Annotated in this window: 22 protein-coding genes; 9 read left to right on the top strand and 13 right to left on the bottom strand. The window is 42.6% G+C overall.

What is annotated here, in order from left to right; all coding sequences use genetic code 11:
* Positions 1-2 precede the first annotated feature (2 nt).
* The 3 genes from ABUE36_RS03710 to ABUE36_RS03700 form a co-directional block, all read right to left on the bottom strand.
* Positions 3-923: an IS30-like element ISLsa1 family transposase gene (locus ABUE36_RS03710; RefSeq protein ID WP_011373852.1), complete on the bottom strand. Its 921-nt coding sequence runs from the start codon at positions 921-923 to the stop codon at positions 3-5.
* An 80-nt stretch (positions 924-1003) separates the two neighbouring features.
* Entirely contained in the window at positions 1004-2074 is a 1071-nt protein-coding gene (locus tag ABUE36_RS03705) for a hypothetical protein (RefSeq protein WP_421017185.1), read from the bottom strand.
* A gap of 262 nt (positions 2075-2336) precedes the next feature.
* Positions 2337-3035, bottom strand: coding sequence for an SDR family NAD(P)-dependent oxidoreductase (locus ABUE36_RS03700; RefSeq protein ID WP_161002243.1), 699 nt, complete (start codon positions 3033-3035; stop codon positions 2337-2339).
* A gap of 201 nt (positions 3036-3236) precedes the next feature.
* On the opposite strand from ABUE36_RS03700, the gene ABUE36_RS03695 reads away from it, so the two are divergent.
* A complete protein-coding gene (locus ABUE36_RS03695) occupies positions 3237-4130 on the top strand; it encodes a helix-turn-helix transcriptional regulator (RefSeq protein ID WP_421017184.1) in 894 nt (297 codons plus the stop codon).
* A gap of 102 nt (positions 4131-4232) precedes the next feature.
* Here the strand turns inward: ABUE36_RS03695 and ABUE36_RS03690 are convergent, their stop codons facing one another.
* The 5 genes from ABUE36_RS03690 to ABUE36_RS03670 form a co-directional block, all read right to left on the bottom strand.
* Positions 4233-4553: a DMT family transporter gene (locus ABUE36_RS03690; RefSeq protein ID WP_161001996.1), complete on the bottom strand. Its 321-nt coding sequence runs from the start codon at positions 4551-4553 to the stop codon at positions 4233-4235.
* A gap of 630 nt (positions 4554-5183) precedes the next feature.
* Complete coding sequence (locus tag ABUE36_RS03685) at positions 5184-6113, bottom strand: IS30-like element ISLpl1 family transposase (protein WP_096109805.1); 930 nt, start codon at positions 6111-6113, stop codon at positions 5184-5186.
* A gap of 174 nt (positions 6114-6287) precedes the next feature.
* Complete coding sequence (istB, locus tag ABUE36_RS03680) at positions 6288-7025, bottom strand: IS21-like element helper ATPase IstB (RefSeq protein WP_014386885.1); 738 nt, start codon at positions 7023-7025, stop codon at positions 6288-6290.
* Between the two features lie 9 nt (positions 7026-7034).
* The gene (istA, locus tag ABUE36_RS03675) at positions 7035-8258 is read right to left on the bottom strand and encodes an IS21 family transposase (protein WP_003555353.1); all 1224 of its coding nucleotides are present in this window, start codon (positions 8256-8258) and stop codon (positions 7035-7037) included.
* Between the two features lie 155 nt (positions 8259-8413).
* Positions 8414-9871, bottom strand: a complete 1458-nt coding sequence (locus ABUE36_RS03670; protein WP_161001994.1) for a solute carrier family 23 protein — start codon at positions 9869-9871, stop codon at positions 8414-8416.
* 354 nt (positions 9872-10225) lie between these two features.
* On the opposite strand from ABUE36_RS03670, the gene ABUE36_RS03665 reads away from it, so the two are divergent.
* The 8 genes from ABUE36_RS03665 (at position 10226) to ABUE36_RS03630 (ending at position 17286) form a co-directional block, all read left to right on the top strand.
* Entirely contained in the window at positions 10226-11146 is a 921-nt protein-coding gene (locus ABUE36_RS03665; protein WP_011373852.1) for an IS30-like element ISLsa1 family transposase, read from the top strand.
* 204 nt (positions 11147-11350) lie between these two features.
* The gene (locus ABUE36_RS03660; RefSeq protein WP_161001993.1) at positions 11351-11977 is read left to right on the top strand and encodes a cation transporter; all 627 of its coding nucleotides are present in this window, start codon (positions 11351-11353) and stop codon (positions 11975-11977) included.
* Positions 11978-12153: 176 nt separating this feature from the next.
* Positions 12154-12489, top strand: coding sequence for an ArsR/SmtB family transcription factor (locus ABUE36_RS03655; RefSeq protein WP_161001992.1), 336 nt, complete (start codon positions 12154-12156; stop codon positions 12487-12489).
* 64 nt (positions 12490-12553) lie between these two features.
* Entirely contained in the window at positions 12554-12964 is a 411-nt protein-coding gene (locus ABUE36_RS03650) for a peptide deformylase (RefSeq protein WP_161001991.1), read from the top strand.
* Between the two features lie 276 nt (positions 12965-13240).
* Positions 13241-13987, top strand: coding sequence for a DUF2087 domain-containing protein (locus ABUE36_RS03645; protein WP_161001990.1), 747 nt, complete (start codon positions 13241-13243; stop codon positions 13985-13987).
* Between the two features lie 32 nt (positions 13988-14019).
* Positions 14020-14463 (top strand): DUF6530 family protein, encoded by a 444-nt coding sequence (locus tag ABUE36_RS03640; protein ID WP_161001989.1) that lies wholly within the window; start codon positions 14020-14022, stop codon positions 14461-14463.
* 193 nt (positions 14464-14656) lie between these two features.
* The gene (locus ABUE36_RS03635; RefSeq protein ID WP_421017183.1) at positions 14657-16879 is read left to right on the top strand and encodes an AAA family ATPase; all 2223 of its coding nucleotides are present in this window, start codon (positions 14657-14659) and stop codon (positions 16877-16879) included.
* Positions 16880-16923: 44 nt separating this feature from the next.
* Positions 16924-17286 carry a GIY-YIG nuclease family protein gene (locus ABUE36_RS03630; RefSeq protein WP_161001987.1) on the top strand — a complete coding sequence of 121 codons (363 nt, stop codon included), beginning with the start codon at positions 16924-16926 and terminating at the stop codon, positions 17284-17286.
* A 140-nt stretch (positions 17287-17426) separates the two neighbouring features.
* Here the strand turns inward: ABUE36_RS03630 and ABUE36_RS03625 are convergent, their stop codons facing one another.
* The 5 genes from ABUE36_RS03625 to xylA form a co-directional block, all read right to left on the bottom strand.
* The gene (locus ABUE36_RS03625) at positions 17427-19466 is read right to left on the bottom strand and encodes a heavy metal translocating P-type ATPase (protein ID WP_421017182.1); all 2040 of its coding nucleotides are present in this window, start codon (positions 19464-19466) and stop codon (positions 17427-17429) included.
* A gap of 262 nt (positions 19467-19728) precedes the next feature.
* On the bottom strand, positions 19729-20358 hold the full coding sequence (locus ABUE36_RS03620) for a sugar O-acetyltransferase (RefSeq protein ID WP_161001985.1): 630 nt from the start codon (positions 20356-20358) through the stop codon (positions 19729-19731).
* 146 nt (positions 20359-20504) lie between these two features.
* A complete protein-coding gene (locus ABUE36_RS03615) occupies positions 20505-21668 on the bottom strand; it encodes an ROK family protein (RefSeq protein WP_421017181.1) in 1164 nt (387 codons plus the stop codon).
* Positions 21669-21773: 105 nt separating this feature from the next.
* Positions 21774-23276 (bottom strand): xylulokinase, encoded by a 1503-nt coding sequence (gene xylB, locus ABUE36_RS03610; protein ID WP_421017180.1) that lies wholly within the window; start codon positions 23274-23276, stop codon positions 21774-21776.
* Positions 23277-23410: 134 nt separating this feature from the next.
* Positions 23411-24751 (bottom strand): xylose isomerase, encoded by a 1341-nt coding sequence (gene xylA / locus ABUE36_RS03605; protein WP_421017179.1) that lies wholly within the window; start codon positions 24749-24751, stop codon positions 23411-23413.
* Positions 24752-25022: the final 271 nt, after the last annotated feature.

The raw sequence follows: 25022 nt of genomic DNA, 5'->3' as shown, positions 1-25022 counted from the left end.
GTTTAATCCGAACAAGCCCGGAATCTTTCAATGGCAGTCTGTTGATGATGTATTTTTAATGGTCGTTGATTAATTAGTTCAAGTGCTGCTAGGATCTCATCAGTCGTTACTTGGCTAAAATTGGTCTTTTTCGGGAAGAACCAGCGTAACCGTCTATTAAAATATTCATTGGAACCTCGCTCCCATGGTGAATATGGATGGCAAAAATAAACTTTGATCTGATAATCCTGTTCTAAGGCCTGATAATTGGCAAACTCTTTACCATGATCAACAGTAATGGATTTTACTTGGGGACCGAAGGCCCCCATAAACTTGCCAAAGGCGGTGTTTAGAGCCTTAGCCGTTCTATTAGGGGCTTTGATGGCCCATAGAAGTCGGGTCTTACGTTCTACGAATGTAACCAGACATGATCGTGACTCACTTCGACTAGAAAGCACCGTATCTACTTCCCAATGACCAAAAGCTAATCGTTGATTAACAGTTGTTGGCCGTTGTTCGATGGAAGTCCCACTTGTAAATTTCCCACGATTTTCGCTCACTCGGTGCTGGCGGACATTCCGATTGGGTAGATCAGTCAATTTGAAGGGGAGCCAGCCACGATTAAGCCAATTATAAATTGACGCAGTGCTCAAGTTATAAGCGGCCGCAATGGTTTCTGGTGACCAGGTTAATCGTAAGTGATTGGTAATTAAAGTCGCTAATGCTGCCGTCAGCATCGAACGACGACCGCAATTCCGCCTTTTGCGATCTGCATCTTGCTGAGCTAATTCTGGATCATAAGGTTTAACCCGGTCCAACTCATAGCTAATCGTAGCTTTGGCGACGCCTAAGGCGTCAGCCATTACTTGGTAAGATTTATTCCCCTCATTGACCAGTTGTGCTAGTGCGCCACGTTGAAAACGTGATAAAGTAGATGTACCCAAAGTAATCACTCCCTATATTGGTTGGAATTAGCTACTACCATTGTAAGTGATTACTTTGGGCTTTTTAATTTCTGTTCGGATTAATTATAGAATTTGCCATTATTAAAAAATTGGACAACCAAAAGATTGGGTAAATAACTCAAATCAGGAATTGTACCGGTAAGGTTATCCTCTGCTAAAATGAGCGTTCGTAATTTTAAGAAATTATGCAAGTCTGGAATTGTACCTGACAGACTGTCGTTAACAAGTTGGATTTTCCAAAGATCGTTGCCAGCGCCGAGGTGTTTATTAATAAAATCATCGACAGTTCCCGTCAACGTTTGATCATTGAATATTGAAATCAAATTTAGTTTAGCTAAATTGCTTAAATCAACCATTCCGTCTGAACCCAGTTCACTGTTATATAGCTGAAGCGTCTGCAATGTCTGCGCGTACTCTAAGCCTGCTAAACTCTTAATGCCATTGTTAGCACTTTCTGGAGATGTCAGATTTTGAATACGGCCAATGTATTGGTAGAGATTATCGTCGTTAACCGCGACACCAAACTCGTGATTGGCTTGGGATTCTGCAAATGCGCGCAATGTGGCATCAGGCATCCATATAGCGGCGTTCTCTGACGGCGCTTGAACAACTTCAGAAGCTGCCGTCGGGACGGCAATATCAGCACGTGCCGCACGCATCGTTGCTTGGGTGCCTGTGTTAGCTAGTATTGAATCAACATTAACCGCTGTCTGAACTGTTACTTTTTGTGTCGTGCCCGCCTGATTCTGAGCATCCGCTGAACTATCCGTTGATTGCTGCTCAACATTTGCTGAACTCAATTGCGTTTCTTGGCTCACCGATTTGGCTTGAGAAGGAATCGATTGATCACTATTTTTTGATTCACTATTTGAATTGGTGGCCGCACTTGCGGACTGATTTGATGCGGCACTGCCCGCTGACAGCACTACAGATAGAGGTACAGAAGTAGCTGCACTACTTGGTATTTCCGTACCGGCTGCCTGACTAGTATTGGTATCGGCATGCCCTGTTGTGACCGTTGCTGCAATTGTTCCTGCACCGGCCATCGTCAGCAATACCCCATTGACTAACCATTGACGTGCTCTTTTTTTGTCAGAACTTCGCAGTTTCGTGTCTGTAATTGTTTTCATAGTTCACCTCTAAAATTTGTTAAAGCTTTGATAATTAGCTAATTACAAACAAATTTTAAACGTGATACTTGTGTACACTTATCAGCTTTATTCTTTTTCGCTAATAAGATGACAGAGTGCTCATTAATGAATGATTGACTCATTACATCAAAAGAATCGTGATGTTAAAGGGCCAAACTAAAGACTTCTCGACACCGGTTTGAGTATCGAGAGGTCTTCTTTATATTTTTAAATTTGGTCCGTGCCACTTAACCTTTGCTAGTTACCCAATCACAGGCTTAACCTCTAAAAATGCCCCTTGCTTAGGTTTTTCGCTCGCAATCAAACGGACAACGCCAGCGGCCGCTTCCTCAGCGGTCTGCATAAAGTCGGCCTGCAGGTTGCCGTTCAAATCCGTGGAAACCGGTCCTGGATGAACGCTGAAGATTTCCACTGGTGTACTAGTTGTGTCAAACGAAGTAGCTAAGGACGTTGTCATCACATTTTGAGCGCCTTTACTCGTTTGATAGGCAAACGGATTAAACAATTTGTTCGGTGTCGTAGGAATCGTGATGTTGGCAACTTGCCCGTGATTTTGTTTCAACAGTGGAAACAGTGCCTGGGTTAATTCGAACGTTCCGAAAAAGTTGACTTCCATTGTCTCTCGCAAATCTGCCATCGTCGCCTCAATACCCGTAACTCTCATATCGCCCGGAATACCGGCGTTGTTAACAAGTAACTGTAACTCGGGATAATTATCAGTAACTGTTTTAGCAGCCGCCTGAATTGTTTGCGAATTACTGAGATCTAACTCAACAGATTGTGGTTCTTCTAAACCAGCCGCACGTAATTGGTCGACCGCTTCTTGCCCACGCATTGCATTGCGTGACCCAATAATAACCTGCCACCCTTGTTTGCCTAACTGCTTAGCAATTTCAAAGCCCAGTCCCTTGTTACCACCTGTGACAAATGCTTGTTTCATTTGTTATACCTCCGTGTAATATGCCGATTATTTATTTGCTTGGGTAAAATTGACGTCGGCACTAGTTCGCTTCATGAACCTCAAATTCATGTACCCATGTCACTCATCTCATTTACAAAAATAATTATAACGACTTTATATAATAGTTTAATCTGTTAGTTTATACTAGTATATAAACTAACAGCTAAGGAGACTTGAGATATGACAACAACCCGACAACAGGAACTGGCGGATTTCTTAGTGACACGTCGCCAACGTTTGCAACCCGACCAAGTTGGTCTTCCCACTATTGGTCGCCGTCGAACACCTGGATTACGACGGGAAGAAGTTGCTACATTAGCCGGCATCAGTCTAACGTGGTATACGTGGCTGGAACAGGGACGCGATATTCATATTTCAGACCAAGTCGTTGCCAGTTTAGCTAACGCACTCAAACTCACGGAAAGTGAAACTAACCACCTTTATACGTTAGCTGGCGTTGCTCAACCAGACACAACTGCACCCTTTACCGAAACCATCAACCCGATGCTACAACGTACTATTGATAGTTGGCCGCTTTCTGGCGTCATCGTTATTGATCGACGATGGAATTTTGTCGCGGTTAACCAGTTGGCAGATGTGTTTGCTACTCAAGTAGTCGGTCACCCATTGGTCCATGAAAACCTATTGCGCGAAATGTTTACCGATGATGCGTTTGCTCGGGTAATTACTAACTGGCCAATTGTTGCCCATAATATGGTTGGCCGCTTCCGTCAAATGTATGCTAGTCAAACGGATGACCAGGATTTAGCCGCTTTCGTAGCCACTCTTCGTCATGACAGCGCAATATTTAGTCAACTGTGGACGCAACATGATATCGTACCTGAAGCTGAACGCGGTAAAACAATGATCTTCCCAGACACCGGGGAGGTTCATTTTGATGAAACAAACTTCATCGTCGGTGACAACACTGACTTACACATGTATGTGTTCACACCTTCACTCGAAGATAATACATTAGATAAAATCATGGGGATTTTGAATCACACCAACCCCCAACAGTTACAACGCTTCAAAGCATCGTTTAGACCCCTCCTAGAAAAACTTTCAAATTAATAATTTGCTGACGAAGCTGCATACAAGAAAGTGATGGCCCTTCACGTGACCATCACTTTTTTTGGCCTTTATTCAAAAACAATCTCTATCATCAACGATGAACTAATCACTCACTGTCACTTTAATGCCAATAATCCCAATCAGCAGTAGTGCGACGAAAAACCATGTCGCTAACGGAATCTTATCACCAAAGAAAAGAACACCAACGATAATGGAACCGACAGCACCAACACCTGTCCAAATTGGATAAGCCAGGCTAAGTGGTAAACTCTTCGTGGCCCGTGCCAGCAACAAGAAACTGATGATCATCCCCACTACCGTCGCCACCGTATAGTTCATTTTGGTCAAACCGTTGCTCAATTTCATCGCCGTCGCCCACACAACTTCAAACAAACCTGCGATCATTAATTCAATCCATGCCATATCCAAATCCTCCTGATTTCCTCGTGAAAACAAAAAGAGTGCGACTGCTGATTTCTCTATAGCCTGTCGAAATCAGTAATTGCACCCTGTGCCCACCCGGCGGTGGTTTGAATTCATTAAATTTGTAAGCCTAATATAGCACGCTTGCGGTAACTGGGCAAACTGACTAAAGAAAATCTGGTCAATCGCGTTATTTCTATCAAGAACACTCCCAAAATATTATTCATTTAATCTTCGCGAAAATATACATGGTCACTCCAGTCACACCAACGAAAACAAAATAAATGCTAAAAACATCAAACGCTCCTTTATTTCCAGTTAACTTCTATCAATAAACGTTCACGACTTAATTATTATCTATGAAATTCTTAGCATCCAAACTAAATAACATTGCATTATTTATCCTTGAGTTTGTCCATCAACGGTTTGAACTGATCCATAAACTGATGAATATCTCGAACCCTCTCTTCATTGAGCTCCGAAATTCTTTTTAGAAAAACATTGCCTTTACTATCTACGATAGGTTCAAACTCGACATTTCCTGGCACATTTAATTCTTCGGGAAGGGTCAAAGTAATTGAATTGCCGACCTTTCTGCTTTTAATGATCATTTCGTGGTAGATTGCAAATTTAATCCGAATTTTTGGACAAATTGGTCAGCATAACCTGATACGGTGTTTTCCAGTCAAGTATTTTAAGCGGTCTCTGGTTAATTTGGAGTAACGTCGTCGTTAAATCTTGAGCACTAATGTGCTCAAAACGAGTCCCCTTAGGATAAAAATAACGTAAATTCCGATTAAAGCGTTCATTACTACCACGTTCAGCTGGCGTATAAGCATGACAGTAATAGGTCTTAATACCATATTGTGATTCAAATGATACTAGCCCACTAAACTCAGTACCACGGTCCACAGTAAAACTGTGCACCGGTCCATTAAAAGTTGTTAGGAACTTAGTCAGTGCTTCATTAACACTCGCTGTCGTTCGGTCCTTTAACCGATATGCCCAAAGGAACCGTGATTTGCGATCGATTAAAGTTAATAAAACTGCCTTACTATGCCCACGAGGGCCAACGACGGTATCTAGTTCAAAATCACCGATGCGATTACGTTGATTAATCATCATGGGACGCTGTTCAATCGATCGCCCCAAAGATTGATTATATTTGGATCGTTGGTCAACGTTACGCCGTTGGCGTACGCCATGTTCAGGTAGATCATTCAAGGAGAAACCAATTCTCCCCTGATTTAGCCAATTATAAATAGATTTAGTCGCTAGTTTAAATTCGTGAGCAATCATTCCTGGTGACCAGCTTAGATGTAAATGGTTGAGAATTGTTTGCTTTAACTCATCGCTCAGCTTAGTTTTCCGACCACATCGTGATCGCTTGTATTCGGCATCTGTTTGTGCTAATTCAGCCTGATAAGGTTGACATCGAGATAATTCATAAGAAATTGTTGACGGTGATCGGTTCAGCCGAACGCCCATTTGGATATTGGACAGCCCTAGTTCACAAAAGGTTTCGATTTTAATTCGTTCGGAATAGGTTATACTAGACAAAAGATCAGCTCCTAAAAGATGGGTTTGTTGTAAACACCATTTTAAAGGAAGCTGATCTTTTTTGTCCGAACAGCGTTCGGATTAATTTTACAATCTACTTCGTACCTTCCATACTTGTCAAGGGCAGTTTAAAAATGTAGGTTTTCGGCAGAAAGAAATGTAGGTTTTCGGCAGTTACTTGAGGCCACGTAATCGGTAAGATTTACCAGTGATCTTCACTACGTGAACATGATGAACCAAGCGATCGAGAATGGCTGCTGTCACAGTTGGGTTCTGGAAAATATCAACCCAAGCGGATAGATCACTATTGCTGGTAATGATCGTTGAATGCTTTTCATAGCGGGCATTGACTAGCTGAAATAAGAGGTTAGCTTCTTGGTGACCAATTGGCAAATACCCAATTTCATCAATAATTAATAGGTCATAGCGCGAATAGCGGCTTAGAGATCGATCAAGCAGTCCTTTTTCGTAAGCTGCTCTCAATCTAATCAACAGCTCATGACAATTAATAAAGAGAACCCGACAGCCCTGTTTACAGGCCTCAATCCCAATACTAATTGCCAAGTGGGTTTTACCGACTCCCGGATTGCCAATAAAGATTAAGTTTTCAGACTTTTCCATAAAAGCCAGATTCTGGAATTCCAGAACCTCTTGGCGATTCATACTGGGTTGAAAGCTAAAATCAAATGTATCTAGGGATTTTGTATTGGGGAACCGAGCACGGCCAATGGCCCGTGCAATCTGACCTTCGTGTCGATTCTGGAGTTCCGAATTAGTTAAATCAATTAGCGCCTCAGTTAATGACAGATTATCAGTGTGAATTTGATCAAGGTAATTCGGCAAGTATTCACGGATTTTGTTTAACCCTAAGCGCTCAAGATTATTTAAAAGAATTTGATTATTAGTGGTCATGGTAGCCTCCTATAAGTTGTCGTAATCAGTCATATGTTCACGAATGTAAGCTGAAATGTCTTCATCTGTCCGCCCTTTAAGCAAATCAGATTTGAGGATATTGAACTGATCTTGGGGGTCATAATTCAGCGAATTGGTAGTTATGGAGTGCGTACGAATTTCTTCTCCGTTATAATAAATGTGAATGCGCTGCTCATCATTGGAGATTTCAACAGCAACCGTACAACCAATGTATCGCGGATCTACTGAGTACTTACATTTGCGGAAATTGATCATGGCCTCCTTCGAAACGACACGGGTAATGTTTTCTTCGAAGTATGGTTCAAGGAGATTAACTGGAACGCGATGAAGGTACTCTTTTTCTTCGTCTAACCATTTCAGGTACGGGACTTCGTCCGTGGCCTGCGAAGTTTCATGATTTAGATCATCTCGGAGCATATGAACTAGTTCGATTAGCTCAGTTCCATCAGCAAATTCAGTATTGTATGGCCGTAAACGTTCAACCGTGCGAGCAAGGGCTTCAACTGCACCTTTAGTTTGTGGTCTGAATGGTCGACAAGCAATTGGTGTGAAACCGGCATCTTTACAGAATTCGTGGAACCGTTCGTTAAAGACAGCGTGGCCAAACTGGGATTTTGTATGATCCACAACGGTTTTCATATTATCAAACCAGATTTCCGTCGGAATACCTCCGGTATGAAGGAAAGCGTCGTGTAAGCAAGAAAAGAGGGTATCTTGGCTCCGATCAAAGGTTAGTGTCATATATTTGAGTTTTGAATAAGGCAATACATACAAGAAAATATTGAATTTAAACAGCTCACCCTCGCTGCTCACTAGGGCCATTTCTTCTTTCCAGTCAACTTGAGCAGAGAGACCAGGGGAATGTTCAATCCGAATGGTAGCTTTCTTAACTCGTTCTCGGCGGGTTTGGCGACAATAATCTTTCACGAGGGTATAGCTGCCGGTAAAGCCCTTCTTCTGGATAAATTTAAAAATTGAAGCAGCCGAACAATTTAGTTCAAGCTTTGAATCGATGGTTTGCTTGAATGGATCCAGTAAACTTGGCCGTTTCGGTCGACCACTTGGTCGGCCCTTAAGTCCAGCTTTGACTTCCTCATAGGCTTTCTTAACGGTTCGATAATCAACATTATATTGCCGGGCAATCTCGGCGAAGTTAGGCTTAATATTTTCAGTCACGTAAATCGTCACTCCTTCTCTTAAATCACGTCTCACATCAAATTCCTCCTACACTCTGATGTGATTCATGATACAAAAAATGTAGGAAAACCAACAGTTCTAACCTGCCGTTTTCCTACATTTTACGGGTGCCTTTTACACCATACTGACTCAGATGTTTTGTTAATCTATCTTCAGGCAATTTTTAACCGTTAAATAAATGCCAACACCGTGAAGTTAATGACAAAGAGTAATGACACAATCCAGATCAATGGATGAACCGTCTTCGCCTTGCCCATTACAGTTTTAATCAAGCAGTAGAAAATAAATCCTGCTGCAATCCCATAGGTGATGTTATAGGCAAAGGCCATCATCAATGACGTCATGAAGGCTGGAATTGCTTCTTCTAGATCGCCCCACGGAATCTTATTGAATGAACTCATCATCATGATGCCGACTAAAATCAGCGATGGCGCAATTGCAGCCGTAGGAATAATTGACAGCAAGGGAGAAAGGACGGAACTAGCCAAGAAAAGAATGGCAATGACGACACTTGTTAAACCCGTGCGACCGCCAGCACCAATGCCGGCAGAACTTTCCACGTACGTCGTAATGTTTGATGTGCCAAACAAAGAACCAACCCCTGTTGCAATCGAATCGGCGAACAATGCCTTATCCAGTTTGGACTTAAAACCTGGTTCGGCTTCCAAACGTAATTCTTCCTCACCTGAAAAAATACCGGTTTGACGGCCGGTCCCAATAAAGGTACCTAGTGAATCAAAAATATCAGACAGGCTAAACGACAGAATGGTCATTAACACTAAAATAATCCGGTGACTGTCAGAAAATAACGATCCCATTCCTTGTGACGAAAATGCTGCTAAGAAAGTTGTTCCTAACTGTTTCACCGACGCACCGAAAGTAAAGGCACTAAATAAGTGTAAGTTGGTAACGCCCATTGGAATGCCGATAAGCGTTGTTGCAAAAATCCCGATCAACAGAGCGCCCGGAACTTTGCGAACCTTCAGTAAAACTGTAATGACTAAGCCGATCAATGCTAACACAATGCTGGCATTATTGAAGTTTTGTAATGCTGGTACGATGCCACCGCCAGTCACAACTGTCTCAATGCCGTGGTGGAATGTTTCTTGTGTTCCAGAAAATGCTTTATTGTTAATCGATAAAATATTGCCAGCGTCTGAAGTGAACTTTAAAAAACCAGCGTTTTTCAAACCCGCATAAGCAATAAAGGCACCAATCCCACCGCTAATTGCCAATTGTAGGTTCATCGGAATTGCTGAAATCAACATTTTACGGACTTTGGTTACGGTAATCAGAATATTAATAATGCCACAAAAGAAAACTAACGCTAACGCAGCTTGCCATTTAAAGCCTAAACTCATAACAACGGTATACGTGAAGAAAGCATTGAGCCCCATCCCTGGCGCTAGCGCATAAGGAACGTTTGCAACAAGTCCCATAACCAGTGTTCCGGCAACAGAAGCAATAATTGTTGCCAAAAACACAGCTTGAACAGGCATTCCAGTCTGTCCAAGAATCTGAGGGTTAACAAACAGGATATATGACATGGCGAAAAACGTTGTCAAACCTGCACCAATTTCTGTACTGACCGTGGTTCCTGCCTTTTTTAATCCGAATAACCGTTCCACTATGTCACCTCATCATAAATGTTTTTATAAATACGGATTATTAAACCGATTAGTGGTTAATTCGTTCGTATTCAATACAGACATCGTACTCATTGCAAAATCAAAATGCAATCACTTTTTGTCCTTTTAACAGCTAATTATAATGATTCATACCAGAAAAAGGATTTTATTTTATTTTAGGCTTAGGTTTCCAATAAAGTTCGTGTTTTACGTTAGTTCACGTCAAAAAAATTTCGTCACATTTGTTTTTTCATACGGCAAATTCTATAATTAATCCGAACAGAAATTAAAAAGCCCAAAGTAATCACTTACAATGGTAGTAGCTAATTCCAACCAATATAGGGAGTGATTACTTTGGGTACATCTACTTTATCACGTTTTCAACGTGGCGCACTAGCACAACTGGTCAATGAGGGGAATAAATCTTACCAAGTAATGGCTGACGCCTTAGGCGTCGCCAAAGCTACGATTAGCTATGAGTTGGACCGGGTTAAACCTTATGATCCAGAATTAGCTCAGCAAGATGCAGATCGCAAAAGGCGGAATTGCGGTCGTCGTTCGATGCTGACGGCAGCATTAGCGACTTTAATTACCAATCACTTACGATTAACCTGGTCACCAGAAACCATTGCGGCCGCTTATAACTTGAGCACTGCGTCAATTTATAATTGGCTTAATCGTGGCTGGCTCCCCTTCAAATTGACTGATCTACCCAATCGGAATGTCCGCCAGCACCGAGTGAGCGAAAATCGTGGGAAATTTACAAGTGGGACTTCCATCGAACAACGGCCAACAACTGTTAATCAACGATTAGCTTTTGGTCATTGGGAAGTAGATACGGTGCTTTCTAGTCGAAGTGAGTCACGATCATGTCTGGTTACATTCGTAGAACGTAAGACCCGACTTCTATGGGCCATCAAAGCCCCTAATAGAACGGCTAAGGCTCTAAACACCGCCTTTGGCAAGTTTATGGGGGCCTTCGGTCCCCAAGTAAAATCCATTACTGTTGATCATGGTAAAGAGTTTGCCAATTATCAGGCCTTAGAACAGGATTATCAGATCAAAGTTTATTTTTGCCATCCATATTCACCATGGGAGCGAGGTTCCAATGAATATTTTAATAGACGGTTACGCTGGTTCTTCCCGAAAAAGACCAATTTTAGCCAAGTAACGACTGATGAGATCCTAGCAGCACTTGAACTAATTAATCAACGACCATTAAAAATACATCATCAACAGACTGCCATTGAAAGATTCCGGGCTTGTTCGGATTAAACTTGTAATTTGCCATACCAATAAAATTAATTCAGGCGCTACCTCCTTCTTTTCGGAGAATTCGTTGTTTGATCATTTTCAGCACTTAACATCGTTATTTACGAATCAAAGTTATAATGTTATTATCAACATATGAATTGAATAACATGCTTAAATAACTTTATTAGGATTTCAGATTAGGTTGCTCGATTGAGGAGAAAGAATATGCAAAATAATACCGATTCAAACATGCTTGTTCGTCGAAGCATTCATACGGAATACTTTTCGACCGGATGGATGGCATTTGAATTCCTAGTCGGTCTTTACTCCGGTATTACGGCACATTCAATATTATTAATTGCTTTTGGATTGGACAGTTTTTTAGAAATCATTTCAGGTAGCACACTGATTTGGCGTTTACGTAAAGAAGCAAATGGCGCAAGTCAGAGCGAAATTAATCGTGCTGAACGTCGCTCCTCACTAATCGTTGGCTCGGTTCTCCTGCTACTATCCATCTATGTCATTGGCGTTTCGCTTTTTAATTTAGTCACACATCAAGCTGCTGACCAAAGCTTTTCCGGCATTGCAATCGCCATTGCCTCCGTTATCTTGATGCCATTTCTAACTTTACGCAAACGCGCGTTAGGTAAATCACTTCACTCAGATGCCTTAGTGGAAGATGGTATGTGCAATATCACCTGTGCTTATATGGCTGCTACTGTATTAGTTGGCGGCGTTTTAACCGCACTGTTCGGTTGGTGGTGGGCCGACTCTGTGGCTGCACTTGTGCTGGTTTACTTTATCGCCAGTGAGGGATGGGAATCTTTCCAAGCAGGTCGTGGTAAGGACTAACAAAGAACTTCTGTAAAATAACAAAACGGCAGGTTTGACGATTGCGTCAGACTTGCCATTTTTGTTTGTCTCGATTTGAACATTTTCACCTTTAAACCGCGCCTTTGAATGACTTTTGACATTTACGCAATTAACTGAACATGCTAGACTCAACATATGAAATGAAAGGAATTGTTATGACAAACTCCAACAAACCGAACTTGATCGATTCATTTCATTTAAGTGAATCGACGCGTATCTTTAAATTGCTCAGCAACCCCTCACGTTTGCAAATTTTATACGTCTTGGAACAACAGGAATTAAACGTTAATGACTTGAGCACGTTGCTTAACTTAGAACAATCGGTCGTTTCGCATCAGCTTGCGCTACTTCGAAAGCACCAGTTGGTCACAGCCAAACGTGTTGGTAAGGCGAATTATTATCGGCTAGACGATCCTCACATTCTTGACATCGTCACAGAGACCCTTGAACATGCGGACCATGTAGTGCGTGGTAAAAAGCACAATGAGTAACGCACTGTCGTCACGACTAATAATGCTGTTAACCTGCTACTTCGTCATTTAAAAGAGGTTCGTTATGATTCAACCCATCAATAAAAACATCAATAGTTTAAAAAAAGTCTCCCAACTGGCAACACCTGCTGACCAACAAATCGTTGCTGACCTTGTCGACACGCTGCGGGCCCACCAAGACAATTGTGTTGGCATGGCGGCAAATATGATTGGGCAGACAAAACGCATCATTGCTTACCAACTCGGGCCAATGCTGGTACCGATGATTAATCCAGTGATTACTCAAAAACAAGCTGTTTATCAGACTACCGAAGGCTGTTTGTCCTTATCAGGTCAACGACCAACAACCCGCTACCGCAACATTACCGTCCGTTACCAAACAACAGATTGGCAAACAAAGACGGCGTCATTCTCCGATTTCACTGCGCAGATTATTCAACATGAAATCGATCATTGCGACGGGATTCTAATTTAATTACTGGCTTACAAATAGGGATCAATATTCGGACAATTATGTTCGAATATTGATTCCTATTTTTTTTGATCACTGATTTCGCTAACAATGACTCTAAGTGTTTGCATTAAATCGACTCCGCGACAGAGCGTTGATGCCATGATGATCAGTGACAAAACACTGTTAACATCCGTACTCAAATCCGGCGAAAATCAGATACTGCAATAAACAAAAAATAAAAGTGTTGACGAATATAGTGAACATGTTTATGATACGTTTATTGATTGAGGTGATAATATGCTTTCGAATTACTCGCAACAAGAGTTGGAACAAGGTTGGCATCGTCAAGCAGACACTTTTTACTGTAACTACTGCGATGCCAAGTTTGAAGCCGACCAAGTTTATCAAATTAATGATCATTTTTTTGCTGCTGCAGCGGCAATTGAGCAACACATTCAAAACGTTCATCAAGGAAATGCGTACCAACTAATCCATGATGATTCAAAATACAATCAATTAACAGAGAAGCAACAAGCCTTACTAACCGCGTTTGCAACTGGTCAAAAAGATGCCGAGATTGCGCGCGATATGAATGTTTCGGCTTCTACGATTCGCCATCAAAAATTTACGTTTCGAGAGAAAGCCAAACAAGCTAAGCAATATCTGGCGATGTACCACAATGTCTTTGAGATTAATCATGATCAATCAGACACCCTCATCCCCATTCCTGGTCACGTTGCCAGACCGGATGACCGATTCGCAATTACCAACGCTGAATGGCAGAACACTGTCGCAGAATATTTATCAGAAACGAATGGACAGCTGACCTTAAAGCGTTTGCCGCGTAAACAAAAGCGAATCGTGGTCGTTCTCGACCGCATCACACAAAGTTTGCCAGCAGATGGTGAATGGGATGAGTTACAAATTACTGCAATTTTAAAGAAAATTAGCGATGACCCCGTAACGCTGCGCCGTTACCTCATTGAATACGGCTTTATGGATCGTACTCGAGATGGCTCACGTTACTGGATTGTTAAGGACTGATTTTCCCGCTCAAATTAATCGAGGAAATTAACATGACTTACAAATCAATTTCAATCAACCCCAAGTTTGACCAAACGGATGGCCGTAGTACTGGCACCCATGAGGTTGAAAACGCAACTTATGGTGACAACCTTGGTTCACGGCCAACGACTGGCGAACTCATGGTGCAACTCAATCATGATAACGCACAAACTATCCCCGCAACGCGCATTTTAGATTTAGCGTTGCTGATTCTCAGCACCAACGCCTACTTTATGGAGGCCGCCTACAAAATGGACGATCTATACGATCCGGATCACCTTGCAATCATCAAACACGCGTTACAAGGAACCGGGTTCGAAATCAATGTTGATGCTGATAACGAAACCATTGCACACGACATCCAATTTTTCTATGATCAGCTGCAAAGTGACGGCGAGCTGTACGGCGAACGTTACCGCCTACTTGCCGACGAATTGAAAAAATTGGGATATTAAGAGCAGAGTGTTGCACAACTTCGAGTTGAATCCGAGCAATAAGAAATAAAGCGAGCCATTCGGTGATTTTCCGAATGATTTGACTTACCGCTTATGCACAGGATTCAGAAGTTAGGTGCACGTTTACGAAAGTGCTGCCGAAGCTCGGTAAGGTGCGAGCAATAAACAACACAAAAAATAAGGAGTTAGAACCATGAGTACCACATTACAAAAACAGCGCACCGACTATTCCACCGTGGAACAAGCGATGATCTGGCAGAAACCGGCTTCTCACGTGACCAGTGAACAAGAACGCCGCATTGCTAATACCATCATCGCCACCTGGCAAATGCTGGAAATGCGCATTACAAATTTACTATTGGAAGGTGACGCTGGTTCCGGCAAAACGCAACTGGCAAAGGCCCTTTCTGCCGATTTACAACTGCCCTACACAAAAATCACTTGTTTTGCTGACATGGATAAATCCGATATCCTCGGTTCTCTGCTGCCCGTTTTGGACGAAGATTCCGAACTACAAACCATATTTGATGAGAGTCAGTCACAAGCAGAAGTTATTTCACGTTTGGCTGGCCACTTGAAGCTGTCTGAGAAGAACGCAAAAACCTATTTGCAACATTATCAAGATAGTCACCAATCCATTAGCTATCGTTTCTACCCTTCGGAAATCGTTAAGGCCGTTCAAAACGGTTACTTGCTAGAAATCCAAGAACCGACCGTCATCCGTGACGCCTCCGTGTTAGTCGCGTTAAACTCAGTTCTGGAACCTAACGGAACGTTGGAAACCCTGCAAGGTCGAATTCAACGGCATCCTGACACGGTCGTGGTGTTAACAACTAACAGAAACTATCAAGGTAACCGACCACTAAACGAATCTCTACGGGACCGGATGCAGTATTCCGAAAAGATGGACTTACCGACCATTCCAGTCATGGTTGCCCGTGCTTCCGCAAAAAGTGGTCTACATGACGAAAAATTGCTGACCGTGATGGCAAACATTATTCGTTTACTTGATGAAACGGCAAAAGCCAACGGTATTCACGGTGTCGCTGGAATGCGAAGCTACCTTTATTGGTCTGCCAGCGCTGCGTTTACGGATATTCTTAAATCGTTTGATCAGATGGTACTTTATAAAGTCACGACTGACGAACTCGAAATTGACCTATTAAAGCAGGCAATTGCGGATGCCGGCCTTTGGGATCAACTCGTCAGTTTGGTCACCCAATCAGCTGTCAAACGGACTATTCCTGCTACTCATACACAACAAGACGTTAAGCCGCCGGTCAGTGAACCGACCACGCCTGCTGTTGCTGGCCAAAATAAGCCTGAACGAGATTCAGAAGCTGATAAACAAACTGTCTCACCTGACAATGAAAAAACTAAGAGTGAAGATGATAACGTCCAACCAGATGGCGATAAGATCACAGCCGAAGATGCCAAGCGTGACGCTAGCCTCGACGTAACCAGTACGATTGGTACTGAGCAGCAAGAAGAAAGTTTTCACGAAGGCGAAACACTTTCGATGCCAATGATAGATACTGAAGCCGCCAAACAAACGCGAAAAGCGTTGAATCAATCAGCTCGCGAAAGTCTGAAAAGCACTATTCATGCACGTGAAGGCCTTATCGTTCACGTGCCTAAGATTACGCCTGCCGATGTTAAGCTGGCCAATAAAAAGCTACAATCCAACCACCTTATTACAGATCAACTAGTGCGACAAATGCGTGAAATTCTTCAGAATGAACACGCTAGCGATGTCGCTAAGGGTAAGGTGTTTGGGCAACAATTCGATGCTAGTAAAGTTGTTAATCAAGATTTCGGTTACTTCACAAAAAAGCGGACTCCTGATGAAGACCCATCACTGGCAATTGCCATCCGTGTTGATCAATCTGCTTCAATGGTTGAGGATGACCGCATCAAGCATGAACAAACAGCAATCTTTGCCCTCACCGCCTTTTGTCGAGATCTAAATATTCCGCTGACTATTAATGGTGATACGGCAGATGTTAGTGAACGTGAACGCACTTCCATTTACGCTTATAAAGAATTTGACGAAGATTATGATACCGCCTTGCTACGTTTGACGACCATCAAAGCGTTGAATAACAATCGTGATGGTAGCGCCCTCAAAATTCTGGCGGACAAACTTGCTGCACGAACTGAGCAAACAAAACTGCTTATCAATCTTAGCGATGGTCAGCCAAAGGCCATGCCTAACTATACGGGTGATTTAGCCAAGGACGATTTGCAACAAGTCGTCCATGAGGCCGAACGCGAAGGCATTGTCGTGCTCTCCGCCGCCCTTGGTGATGACGCTGAGACGTTGAAAGACATTTATGGTAACCAGCGCTTTCTCGATTTTACAGACCTCAACAAACTAGCCACCAATTTGGTGCACGTCGTTATGAGGTTCGTATGAGCGTGATGCCGAGGCCAGCAAAAAAAGTAACAAAGGAGTAACTCATGAATCCCAAACGAAGACAAGAACTGTTGGATCAATATGCAAAAATTGAAATCGATTATGGTGTGATTCAACTGAAAAATAAAGCGAACGGTAAAATATACATTGCCGCTGTGCCCAACCTCAAAAATCGGTGGTCCTTTTACCAACAAAATTTAAACAATGGTAGCTTTCCCAATCCAGACTTGTTAGCCGACTGGCGAAAGTATGGTGCAGAAAACTTTGAGTTTAGCGAATTGTATCGAAAGGATGCCACCGACGTGTTAAATATGCGGCATACACTCAAGGAACTCAAAAAAGAGTGGTTGACAAAATTACAACCATTTGGCGACCGTGGATACAATCAACCCATGAAAGAATTGTAATCACAAAACAAGGTGAAATCTGACATTACGTTTACCAAACGTAGCATTAGATTTCACCTTTTTTGTGATTGTGCCGCTTTCCTTGATCACAGAGGCTGCCATCCTATCCACAAAGCCAATTACACCTTGATTAAGTCACCTTAAATTTTCAACGTTTGCGCATTGATCGCCACGACCACCGTACTGAGCCCCATGAGCAACGCACCAACGGCTGGGCTGAGAATTATGCCGACAAATGCTAGAATCCCTGCAGCCAAGGGAATGGCGAAGATGTTATAACCGGCCCCAAACCATAAGTTTTGGACCATCTTCCGTGTTGTGTTGTGCGCTAAATCGAGAAAGTGCAAGATATCGGATGGATCACTTCGAACCAGCACGATGTCGGCAGAATCAACGGCAACGTCTGTGCCAGCGCCAATAGCAATGCCAATATCCGCGCGAACCAGACTCGGTGCATCATTGACACCATCGCCCACCATTGCCACGACCAGGCCTTGATCCTGATATTGTTTAACGATCCCTTCCTTATCTTCTGGCTTCAGTTCACCATGCACGTCTTCGTCAGGAATGCCCAAACGCTTGGCAATCAGTCCAGCAACCTGCTTGTTATCACCTGTCAGCATAACTGGACGAATGCCGCGAGCCTTCAAGCCATCGATCAAGGCTTTTGAGCTTTCCTTCAATTGATCACCTTGAGCAGCCCAACCGAGTAAACGATTATCACTGATCAAAAAACTCACCGTGTTCCCCTGCAAAGACAATTCGTTAAATTTGCTCTGATCATAATCGATCTTGTTTTCATTCACAAAGCGTTCGTTCACAATTGCGACATGATGGCCCTGATACTCACCTTCAATCCCTGTTCCAGGCAAGTTATTGATATTGTCTACAGGGACACTCGCTTTGTGTCGAGCATCGAGTTCTTTAATAATACCAACCGACAGCGGATGTGAGGAGCCAGCTTCTAGACCACCCATGATAGCAAGAACGCTGTCGCCATCATAGTCTGGTGTGAAGCTTTCAACATCCGAAACTGCGAAGTTGCCCTCTGTCAACGTCCCTGTTTTGTCCATCATAACCGCGTTCAAATGACGTGCATCCTCCAGTGCTTGCCGTTTGCGCGTCAACAACCCGTTTTTAGCTCCAATGGATGTAGAACGAGCAACGACCAACGGAATAGCGAGGCCGAGGGCGTGAGGACAAGCAATCACAAGAATTGTCACCATTCGTTCCAAAGCAAAGTTAAAGTTCTTGTTAATGATCCACCAGAGGACAAACGCAATTAAGGCAACGCCAACAGCCACATAGACAAGCCACCCGGCGACACGATCAGCAACACCTTCAGCGTTCGACTTTTCTTTCTGCGCATTATTGACCAACTGCATCACTTGGGACAGATATTCTGATTCTCCAGTCCCAGTAACCTTTACTTGGATAACGCCGGCACCATTTGTCGAGCCTCCAATAACCTCGTCATCAACGTCTTTCGTGACGTCACATGCCTCACCAGTGACCATCGCTTCATTAACTGACGTTTGCCCATCGACAATCATGCCATCAGTCGGAATATTCTCGCCAGCCTTAACTAGCACTGTTTGACCGACCTGAACTTCTGACAATGGCACGTCGTTTGTGGTGCCGTCAGTATTCACTAGTGTTGCATCATTTGGTAACAATGCGGCCATTTTCTGCAAGGCATTACCTGCAGACATCACGGCATTCATTTCAATGACATGTCCCAACAACATAATATCAATCAGCGTCGCCAGCTCCCAAAAGAAATCCATAACGTTTGAGCCGCCAACAAACGTATTCATGATAAACGCATAAATGCTGTAGAAATACGAAACGGAAATCCCGATGGCAATTAGTGTCATCATTTCAGGATGACGATCCTTTAGTTCAGCACGTGCACCACGAAGAAATGGTGCACCACCGTAAAAGTACATAAACGACGCAAGAATCACCAATAACCATTCTGATCCAGGAAAAGCGAGTCCTGGATAAAAGCGATTCATCAATACGGGTGACAAAATTACAACCGGAATTGAAACAACTAACGACACCCAAAATTTTTGCGTAATGTTGCCCATATGCATCATTTCACCGCCGTGCTGCATCAGGTCACTGTCATTATTCATATCCATTGACGCATGACTATCCTTATTCATATTTTTCATGCGGCTGCCTTCTCTCTTTTGATTCAACCGATTACGTGCTCGTTTAGCACAAAGATTGAGTATAAAACATTTCCGTACACCAATTATTTACGTTTAATCATAATCAGTTCGTGATATTCGCGCTAACAAAGGTGCCCAGGGAGAAAAGGTCATCGTCATTTTTGAACCAACAAATCGTAAGTTTTCCGTTTTAATCCCATTTGAGGACATCAAAAGGCCAACCCAATTGCAGAGCCGGCCTCACCATCGAAATCATTAAAATTTAATCATCCATCGCTGCACTAAACGGTCGGTCTAAAAACTCATGCTTGTCTCGGTCATTCACCTGACGTAATACATGGCAAGGATTCCCGACTGCGACAACGTTTGCTGGCAAATCGCGAGTAACAACGCTACCAGCACCGATAATCGTATTATCACCGACCGTCACACCAGGTAACACAATACTCTGTGCGCCTATCCAAACGTTATTACCAATGTTAATTGGTAAAGCATATTGCAACGCGGATGGTTTTTTACGTAATTCTGGATCCACGATGTGACCTGCCGTATACAAGCCAACATTTGGCGCAATCAAAACATCATTACCAATATTAATAACATTGGAGTCTAAAAATGTGCATCCCATATTTACTTTTAAATTGTCGCCTGCATTGATATTGACGCCATAGTCACAGTGAAACGGTGAATCAATGTAAAAATCTTTGCCAATGGTCCCAAATAAACGACGAATAATCTGTTCTCGCGATTTTAAATCTGCGGGATCAATGTCGTTAAACGACTTCACTTCCCGACGTGTTTGTAACCTAATTTCCAATAACTCATCTGTCTGTCGAAAAGCCTTGCCTGCTAGCATCCTTTTGCCAGCTTCCGGCCACGTCACTTTTTCCATAATTTCTCTTCTTTCACGTTGCATACTTTTTTTGATCATTTACGCCTAAAGAAAAGGACAACCATTCAGAAAATTACTGAATCATTGCCCTCTTATCAATCGAATTTAAAATGACACATTAAAAATAAATAAATCTGGATCTAGCCTTACACAAACTTTAGGGCATAATCATCCATTTTAAGAACGCGATGCGTAATCAGGGAACATGCACCAAGTAATGTTGCATGCTGTGAATCCTTTGCTAGCCGAATGCGGGTGCGATTCCGAGAAATCAGTTGATACTTCTGACGAATTTGTTCAAGCAATGACGGCAATTCGTCAATTAATGGTGAATTAATGAAAATTGCTTCTGGGTCAAACTCACTGGCTACGTTGAAAATAATCTTAGCAATGGCAGTCGTAAATTCATCCAGAATTTTCTTAATATCTTTATCGTCACTACGAAATAGATCCACTAAATCATCTCGTTGTAGGCTAGGATCCTCTTTAACGCCCTGAGCAAACCCAATAATGGCATCTTCAGAGCAGAAATCTTCCACTTTACGAAAATTGTCTAACATCCCTACGTTTGCATCCATCATAATACTTCGTCCAATTTCACCGGCCTCACCATTTAAGCCGCGGTAAAGCTGACTATCAATAATGATCCCGGCACCAATCCCTTTATGGATGCTGACTGTGATTGTATTTAGATACAGGCCTGCTTCATTGAAATCACGCTCGTAAATAGCAGACAAATTGGCCTCGTTTTCCATCATAACTGGCACTTGAAATTCGCCAGTAAGACTTCGAACGATATTTTCATCCTTCATATCGATAAACGGTGCATGCACAACGTGTTCATCCAAAACAGTTCCAGAAACAGCTACTCCAATACCTAGTAACCCGTGTAAGGTTCCCGGAATATTAATCTGCCGCACTTTAGCACGCATTGCATCAATAATTTGATGAATATCCATCCCGACGATATCAAAATTACGAAACGAAATAATGTCACCATTTAAGTAGTTAGTCATCATATGAAGATGACGGTACCCAATTTCAAAACTGACTGTATAACCCCAGTGAGCGTTCACCTGCGTAAAAATCGGTTTGCGACCACCGCTGCTAGTTGACTCACCCTGGCCCAATTCCACCACTAAAGAGTTTTCTTTTAGCATGTTGTATAAGGTAGACACCGTTGATTTATTTAATTTAATTTTCTTAGAAACGTCAATCCGCGATATTGGCCCCTCATTAAAAATCTGCTGAAGAACTAATTTTTGATTCACACTGCGCATGACGTCCTGATTTAAAACTTTGCTACTCACCTTCAACCCCACCTTATCAATTCTATGCAATTAGTATAATGCATAAAGACGGCGGTAAGTATGCATAAATAGCAAGAGTGTTCCCAAACAGATACAATGTCGTCCCTAATTTTTGCGTCTAAACGCCAGCAAGCGTGAGGACAGCTCTTTCGTTGACGGATAGATTGTTTGATAAATGTTGTGCAATTCCTTGTACTTTGCCACATTCTTTTCAATTGGATGATAAACAGTCCCAAAGTGAACGAACTGGGCAGCACAATCCTGAACAGTATCAAACCATCCGAGACCAACAGCGGCTAACATGGCAGCACCCAATCCGGGTCCCTGTTCGTTTGTTAAGCTAACCACATCAACATTGAAAATATCGGCTTGAATCTGCAACCACAGTGGACTCTTGGCGCCCCCGCCAATTGAAACAACGGTATCAAACTGGCTACCATTTTGTTCGAACAAATCTAAAATATCACGGAACGAGAACACGATTCCTTCCAACACAGAACGCACAAAGTCACTACGCGTTTGAGTACCGTCAATACCAACGAAACTTCCGCGAATATCTGCGTTAGCATACGGTGCGCGTTCACCAACAATATACGGCGTAAATAGCAATCCGTTTGCGCCTACTGGTGATTCATTAGCTGAGGCCACAAATGCGCTAAAATCAGTATCTTTAGCGAATGTCTTTTTAAACCAGTTCAGACTGTATCCGGCTGCCAGTGTCACACCCATCGAATAATAGGCATTTGGAATGGCGTGATTCTCGAATTGAAGTGTGCCCTTATAATCAATGCTTGGATCTTCTTCATACTTCAGGACAACACCTGATGTACCAATACTGGACAGCACCATATTGGGATGTAAGATGCCGGCACCCACGGCACCACAAGCGTTGTCTGCACCACCTGCAAACACTTTGGTATGGGTGTCCAATCCAGAAAATTCTGCATAATTTGGCGTAATGTTACCAACATAGTCAATTGAGTCCATTAGTGGTGGGCAAATTGACTCAGGAATATCAAACATCTTGCAAATTCTGGTACTCCATTCATGATTCATCACATCTTCAAGCACAGTTCCGGAAGCGTCTGAGTAATCCATCCCTAATTTTCCTGTCATCCGGTACCGAACGTAATCCTTAGGAAGCAAGAATGTTGCTGCCTTAGCGAAGGTTTCCGGTTCATTTTCCTTCACCCACAGTAACTTGGGTAAGGTAAAACCTTCTAATGGCTTATTTTTGGTGATTTCAATAAAATCATCGCCCATTTTGGCGGAAATTTCTTCACACTGTTTAGTTGTTCGTGTGTCATTCCACAAAATAGCTGGTCGTAAAACTTGATTGTTAGCATCAAGTAAAACAAGCCCGTGCATTTGACCCGAATAGCTGATCCCGTCAATATCTGCAGCCGCAATGCCATCGTTAAGAATCAAACGTACAATAGCGACCGTCGTTCCCATCACCCAATCTTCGGGGTTTTGTTCACTGTAACCAGGTTTAGGTTGGCTAAGTGGGTAATCATAACTCTGTTGGGCTTTGATTGTTCCCGTTTTATCAATGGCAGAAACCTTAACAGCACTAGTGCCGAGGTCCACACCCAATACATAACTCATAGTAAATCCTCCACAACACATACTTTTGTATAACAAGAAGTACGTTGTTTATTTTGACACAAACGGCGGCATCACGGAGAACTTTCCGCAGTGCCGCCGTTTGATTACACCGGTGAAGCTTATTTGACTAACAATTATTTACCTAAAGTGTCAACGATGTAGTGGTTGATAGTGTCCTTAACTTGTTCAAGGTGATCTGAGTGCGTTGCAGCAATCAATTCTGATTGTGGCTTGTCGACAGCATAAGCCTCAAGGGACTTGAAGTCAGCCTTGCCACTTTCGATTTCAGCACCAATACCAGACTTGTATGAGCTGTAACGTTCAGCCTTCAAGTTTTCCAAAACCTTGTCTTGGTACATCCGGTCAGCAACTAACAGACCAGCAGCAAAGCTGTCCATGCCGACAATGTGACCGTAGAATAAGTCGTTTGGTTCGAATGATGAACGACGTGGTTTAGCATCGAAGTTCAAACCACCGCGAGGTCCGATACCACCGTTCAAAAGAACTTCATACATAGCAGCAGTGGTCTCGTACAAGTTTGATGGGTATTCATCAATGTCCCAGCCAATCAACTTGTCACCTTGGTTGGCATCCAATGAGCCAAGCAAGCCAGCATCAACAGCAGTCTTGATTTCATGTTGGTAAGTGTGACCAGCCAAGTTGGCATGGTTACCTTCAAGGTTCAACTTGAAGTCTTTATCCAAACCATATTCCTTCATAAAGGCAATAGTTGTTGCTGCGTCTGTGTCGTATTGGTGAGTTGTTGGTTCCTTTGGCTTTGGTTCAAGTAACATCTGAGCATCAAAACCAATTTCGTTAGCGTAGTCCTTAGCCATGTGGAAGAATTTAGCAGCGTGTTCCTGTTCCTTCTTCATATCAGTGTTCCAAAGTGATTCGTAACCTTCACGACCACCCCAGAAGACATAGTTTTCAGAACCAACCCGCTTACCAATTTCCAAACTGTGCTTCAATTGAGCAGCTGAGTAGGCAAAGATGTCAGCGTATGGAGAAGTACCAGCACCTTCAACGAAACGAGGATTTGTAAATAAGTTTGATGTGTTCCAAAGAACCTTCATACCAGATGTCTTTTGGTATTCAACAATCTTATCAACAACTTTGTCCAGATTCTTGTTTGTTTCACGCAATGTGTTACCTTCTGGAGCAAGGTCACGATCATGGAAACATAGGAAGTCAACGCCTAACTTGTCATAAAATTCGAACGCTGCATCAACTTTAGCCAAGGCTTGGTCCATTGGGTCAGTGTACTTGTCGTAAGGACGTTGGGCAGTCCCATCACCAAATGGGTCAACTAAGCGTTGATCAAATGTGTGCCAGTAGGCTACAGAAAACCGTAACCAGTCGCGCATCTTTTTGCCGGCAACCACTTTGTCTGGTTGGTAATAGTGGAAACCTAAGCCTGATTTCAAATCGCTAGTACCAACATAAGGTACTTTATCAACATTCCAATAAGCCATGAATGAATTCCTCCAAATGAATTTGTTTGAGATAGTTTTTGCTAACAACCAACTTACGATTTGAATCATAGCTCCTCAAATTTGAAAATGCAAGCCCTTTCACGAAACTTTTTAAAGTAATATTTGTTAAGTAAAACATTTTATCAAATTGTTTTCCTTATAAAGACCGTCAATTCCGTCATAATCCCCTAAATTCAAATATAGCAAGGATCACTGTAGTTCATAAAAACAACATGCACTTTTTTCACAATATTTTTGGAAAGCGCTTGCA

Origin of the sequence: Furfurilactobacillus cerevisiae, from assembly GCF_048961765.1 — a bacterium.
In the GTDB taxonomy this organism is placed as follows: Bacteria; Bacillota; Bacilli; order Lactobacillales; family Lactobacillaceae; genus Furfurilactobacillus; species Furfurilactobacillus milii_A.
This window is presented reverse-complemented; position numbering and strand designations above follow the sequence as displayed.